Source organism: Caballeronia arationis (assembly GCF_001544975.2).
GTDB lineage: Bacteria > Pseudomonadota > Gammaproteobacteria > Burkholderiales > Burkholderiaceae > Caballeronia > Caballeronia arationis.
In genome coordinates this window covers 1-5,509 of record NZ_FCOG02000242.1, presented here as the reverse complement: position 1 = coordinate 5,509, position 5,509 = coordinate 1, and the positions used below count along the sequence as shown (strand labels likewise).

6 protein-coding genes are annotated in these 5,509 nt (G+C 57.4%); all 6 read left to right on the top strand.

Going from position 1 to position 5,509, the window contains the following annotated elements; all coding sequences use genetic code 11:
* Positions 1–186 precede the first annotated feature (186 nt).
* The 6 genes from AWB81_RS40055 (at position 187) to AWB81_RS40035 (ending at position 5,413) form a co-directional block, all read left to right on the top strand.
* Entirely contained in the window at positions 187–927 is a 741-nt protein-coding gene (locus tag AWB81_RS40055) for a nuclease-related domain-containing protein (RefSeq protein ID WP_087135539.1), read from the top strand.
* A gap of 206 nt (positions 928–1,133) precedes the next feature.
* Positions 1,134–2,372, top strand: a complete 1,239-nt coding sequence (locus AWB81_RS40050) for a hypothetical protein (RefSeq protein WP_062643867.1) — start codon at positions 1,134–1,136, stop codon at positions 2,370–2,372.
* Positions 2,373–2,452: 80 nt separating this feature from the next.
* Entirely contained in the window at positions 2,453–3,646 is a 1,194-nt protein-coding gene (locus AWB81_RS40045; RefSeq protein ID WP_062643865.1) for a FlhC family transcriptional regulator, read from the top strand.
* A gap of 25 nt (positions 3,647–3,671) precedes the next feature.
* Positions 3,672–3,842 (top strand): hypothetical protein, encoded by a 171-nt coding sequence (locus tag AWB81_RS46635; protein ID WP_200822626.1) that lies wholly within the window; start codon positions 3,672–3,674, stop codon positions 3,840–3,842.
* Positions 3,843–3,845: 3 nt separating this feature from the next.
* The gene (locus tag AWB81_RS40040) at positions 3,846–4,220 is read left to right on the top strand and encodes a hypothetical protein (protein ID WP_062643864.1); all 375 of its coding nucleotides are present in this window, start codon (positions 3,846–3,848) and stop codon (positions 4,218–4,220) included.
* A 209-nt stretch (positions 4,221–4,429) separates the two neighbouring features.
* Complete coding sequence (locus tag AWB81_RS40035; RefSeq protein ID WP_062643862.1) at positions 4,430–5,413, top strand: CAP domain-containing protein; 984 nt, start codon at positions 4,430–4,432, stop codon at positions 5,411–5,413.
* The last annotated feature ends 96 nt before the right edge of the window (positions 5,414–5,509 follow it).

The following is a 5,509-nucleotide window of genomic DNA, read 5'->3' as shown; positions in this document are numbered from 1 at the left end:
CGAGTCGATGCGTCGTTGACGCGGGGATAACAGGCAATTTACGCGCGGCGCCGATACGCGTGGTCGGGAAAGCTTCCATTTTTATAGGGCCTTTCGATTTTCGGGCGCTCTTGGCAGTGCCGCATCGCATCCTTGACTTCTTCCACCCCGTGTCATGCTGATCTACGTACACAACGGAGGCAGCGGATGTTCTTAGAGATACTTGTCGCAGTCGGCGGTTACCGCTTGTTCAAGGGGCTTCGGCGGCGGCGCCCGTCCGGATCGCGGAGTGCCGGTCGTGTGAAGCGCTCATCGCATGAAATCGGTGCGGCTGGTGAAGCTGCGGCGCAGGCAAAACTGCGCACGACGCTTCAATGGCTGTGCGGCGACGACTTCTACCTGCACGACGGGCCGTTACTCATCGAACCCGCTCCCGGTACAGCGTTTCCCACGGCAGAGATCGATCACCTCGCGATCACGCCGTTCGGCATCTTCATCTTCGAGACGAAAAACTGGTCCGGCCGAATAGCGCCGTCGAGCAGCCACGGGAAGCTCACGCGTATCGCACCGAATGGTGAGCAAGAGGACAGGCGCTCGCCTATCGAACAGAACCGCAGCAAAGTCCGGTTCCTCCGGGAGCAACTCCCTGCCATCTGGCCGGTGAGTGGTGCCGGTCTATTTACATCTCCAGAAGTCGAGCTGCAGCCCGAGCTATCGACGGATCTACTGTCGCTAAACGATCTCCCTCATTGGCTCAGACTCAGGCGGGAAGTGTTCAACGGCAAAAGGACGATAGATATCACCCGGGCCCGCGCGGCAGTGCTGATGTACGCGGAGACGTCGGCGAACCGTCTCTCGGAACATAGGACGCGCGTCGCGGCCGCTAGCGGTAATTTCGGGAAATTACAAGAGCAAACTCTAGGTAAGTACTTCCATGCGGACACTTAAAAATATCTTAAGTGTTACAAAAATGAACCGTTAAACGTTTGCTTTCCTTGAAAAAACGCGGCTTTCGGCCGCAGCGAGCGAAAGACGGGTAAAAAATGACGTCTTTCGCAGATCGGAACCTGTAACCGGCCCGTTACGATCGCTTACACACTCGCGGCGAATCACGGCAGCGCGCGGGGGCGCTGAAGCAAATTTAGAGAGAAGTTATGTCCACAAACAACGACGATTCCAAGAAAGACCTCCAACTGCGAAAGACCGAACTCCACGATCCGATGGACGACATTCTAGGCGGCGTCGCCCATAGCAGCGCGGACCGATCGAAGATCGAGAAGGTTGCCCGCCAGCTTTTCGGCGACGGCGAAGATTCTGCGGAACTCGTCCTTCAGATCGTCGAAAACATGATCGCGATCGCCGAAGCGCGAGCGCGAATCTCGGATGACCTCCGGTTGATCGGTGGGCAGCTTATCAACACCATGCACCTAATCAAGAACTCGATGATCGCCAAGTCGGGTAACAAGACCAGCACTGTGCGCAAAGCAGCGACGATGGGCTACCGGTTCTTCGAAGGCGCACTCGGTGTGAAGTACGCGGCAGCGCGCCAGTACATGCGTTGCTATGAAGCTTTCATCGACAACACTGAGGCCATCAGAGTTTTCAACGTCGGCGAACTCGACATTCTGGCCGCCGATCACGTGACCGACGAGCAAGTTGCAACGATCCTCGCCGCAAAGAAGGCCAACGAGAACATGACTCGTGAGGACATTCGCAAGATGCTGGCGACTCTGCAGAAGCAGGAAGAGGCTCTTGCAGACAGGCAAGTACAGGTCGAGAACTACAAAACGCTTCTCGAGGAGAGCAAGACCGCCCATCGTGTCGCAGAAGACGAGGCTCGCCGCCTGCAAGATCAGCTGGAGGCGACTGCGAGGTTGATCGCAGACAAAGAGGCACAGCTGAAGCGTATGGACAGCTACTACACCGGCCGACAGGCTGGCCTGGCCAACCTCGAGAAAGATCTTGCAGACAAGGACAAGGAAATCCAGAAGCTGAACGAGGAAAGGAACGCCTTGCTTAATCGCAAGCCGGAGGTCCAGATCAAGGAAGTGCCGACGGCGCCGGCAGGATATACCAGCATCTCCGATTCCTTGGAAAAGCGCAGCGCTGAACTGAAAGAAATTGAGGAACAGTTGACTGAGCGGCGCGCGGAGTTGGCGCAGCTCGAGTTGGAGAGGCAGAAAGAGGCGGACGCCATTGAAGCGGCGAACCGGGTTCAGGCGGCGATGCAGGACGTTATGTCCGCATTTGAGACTTTTGCCGGCAAGCTGTCGACTGCCCAAGTGGCGGTTCAAGCGTGCGACGGTCCAGCCCAACATGAGCCATTGATCGAAACCCTTGCCGCAATGATGCGCAAGCACCTAACCGAGATCGAGACGTCACTGCGCAAATAGGCAGCGCACAGTAATAAGAAACGATGGCGCGGAAGCGAACGGGGTTGCTTCCGCTGTAACTGATACCAAAACAAAAAAATATGTCGACCAACATCCTTGACCACGTCGAGACCAATATTCCGCTGTCAAAGTATCTTGCCGAGAAGATCCAGCGGACCAACTACTCTCTCACCGGTGTAATGCACAAAGTGCTGGCACGGTACAGCGACGCCGAAGCATTTTTCGGGGTCTCGTTCGAGAACATGGAAACGTTCAAAGCCCACGCCGCGCCCATGGCGAAGCTGATGAACATGCCGTTCCTAGCGCTCTCGCCCGCTCTGCAAGACCCGCGTGACTGGGAAACGTTCGTCGATGGCATCATGTTGTCGCAGACCGTCGTAAAGCTCTCGTCGGCAATGCCTTTTGTCGACGATGTGACAGCGCGCGATATCTTCCATTACAACTGCACCTACGTCTCGCTTCTGAAGGACGTCCTCCACCAGAACGTTTTGGCCGCCCCGCTGCTTGGCATTTCGTTCGAGCTAGCGGATTACCTCATGGCTTTGCCGATCGGGCGTCTTGAAGCCGCTATCGGCGGAATTCGCTTCCCCCTCTACAGATGGCGCTTCGACGACAACCTGTTCTGGTTTGAATATTCCGCTGGAGATCTTAGTGACGAGTCGGCCGCGCACTATGTCATGCGAACTTCGAAATTGAAGTCGAGCGCGCTCCCGTACAAAAACCTCTGGTCCGATTTGCGGCTCGACAGAGCCAAGCGCGAGATCTACGCGCGCTTGATGATGACGCAGGGCTGTCGGGCGTCGACAGCGACCAACTTGTTCGCCCTGAACTCGGCGATCACTCGCAACACGTACCGGCAAATCCACGGCGTCAGCTCGCCTTGCGGCAACAGCGCAAGCTCTTTGACGTGGTATGTCGAGCGCCCGGTTCACCGCCTTCAGGCGAGCATGCTGGTATGGCTTTATCGATGCGCGCTTAAAAACGGAGCGAACATTCCCGAAGCGTTGATCGCATCTAACGACGTACTGGAAAAGATGTTCGGCTCTCGCCTCGCCGTGTCAGCCGACCGCGCGAACCATCTGACACGTTCCATGGCGACGGATTCAAGGCTGAATCTCGCCCCGTGCAGAACTTGCGGAACCGAGTACATCTTGTCGAACGACGAAGGGAAAATCGAATTGGCCAAGGACTTCGTCTGCCCGGGCTGTGAGTACGACCTGAAGCCGCGTACCGAAGCGAGAAGCAAGGGAAAAAAGCGTTCAAAGAGCAAGTGAAACACAGGAAAAGGAGGTGTCCAGGATGTCCCACGATTTCCCAATCGAGGCCGGTCTAGTCGTTTTTTCGCGTGACGGAGGAGTGCAGTTCGGCTGGCTCGATTTAACGACCGGCTCGTACTACGGCGAGGCCGATGGCCGGTGCATTCCCGACGCCGTCGGTGCCATCGAGTTTGAGTCGGACGTGACGCACTGAGCCATGCAGGACTTCGCTTACCTCTTTCCCGACAGCGCCGCCGCGTGGCTCGAAGGCCGCGGCGACGCGCGATTCCAACGGTACGAGAGGCACTACCGCGCAGATCGGGCAACGGTGCAGTCGCAGGAGGCGTTCGACCTTGAGCAAAGCAACATTCGCTTCGCGCAAAGATTCGGCTCAGGCAGGCGGCACTCCGCGGCCGTGTCGAAAAGCAAAGCATTCGGCGCGCTCGCAACTTTCCTGATTCTCCTGTGGGGCGGCACCTCGCTCCTTTCTTCCGTCGGCGCGACGCAGCCCGTTGCCGTCGCTGCGGTGCTGGGCGTCGTCTTCGTCGCCCTGCGGGTGAAGCACTTCCGAGCTCGTGCCAAACATCGTTAGCAAACGGTTGCGATCCAGCAACGGTGCGGAATTACAGACCCTTTCCGAGTATTACAATGCGTGCGCCGCCAATGGCCAACGGCAATTTGCCAACGAGGAAAGCGGTTTCGGAGCGGGCTTTCGAATTGCCTTGACTCCGAACACCGCTCGATAAGATGAAAGTAAGCAGATCGCGGGGGCGACTGCAACAACTAGATCGGAAACAACAAATGACGATTCAGAAGAACTTCAAACTCTCGATGGCCGCGATCGCTGCATCGCTGCTGGTGACCGCTTGCGGTGGTGGTGGCGGCAGCAGCGGTGCATCCCCTGCAAGCGGTGCGAGCACGCCGGCAACGACGAATCCGGCGAATTTGACGACGCCTCAGTACCCGGCTGACAGCTTCCATCTGGCAGCGTTCAACTTGCTTAACCAACAGCGCCAGCAATGCGGCTTCCCGGCCCTTCAGGAAAACACCGCGCTTGATCAGGCGACGGCGGCACACGCGCAGTATCTTACGGCGAACGATGTGATTACCGATACCGAAGTAGCGGGCAATCCCGGCTTCACAGGAGCGACCTTCGTTGATCGCGCAGCCCATTTCGGATATACGCAGTACAACGGTTCTATCGGGGTGTCGGGTGGCTATTATACGAACGCGACGTTGACCGAAGCAGAATATGGGCAGCGAGCGATCTATGCATTCTTGGGTGGCGTATATCACGTCAGCATTGCGGCGTCGCTTGCGACCACGGTCGGTATTGGCAAGGTCGCAAACACGTACAACGGTTTTCCCCAAGAGCAGTTCTCGTTGAATCTGACCAACTTCCAGCAGCGAACGGCCAACGCGCCGTTGACGTTCCCGTGCCAAGGGACGACCGGCGTTCCATACGACAGCTTTGGAGAAATCCCTACGCCGCCTGCAACGTCCGGTCATTGGGGTACGCCCGTAGCTGTAGTCGGCAACTCGACCGACACCATCGTTATGCAAACGGGCACGATGACGGATTCGTCCGGGCACGTGATCGCCTTGCAGGTTCTCGATTCGGCCAAGGACCCGAACAAGCTCTTGCTGCCGGATCAGGGGGTCGCGTACCCGACCACGCCGTTGTCCCCGAACTCGCCATACACCGTCTCACTCACCGGTACGATCAACGGCGTCGCATTCTCGCGCACCTTCAGCTTCACAACCGGAACCTCACTCGGCGGCTAACGAGCAAGGTTGCGAGTAGTAGGAAGAAGAAGCCGCCAGTTGATCTGGCGGCTTTTTTATTGGTTGCAAGACTGGAAGAAAAACGCCCCGGAGCAA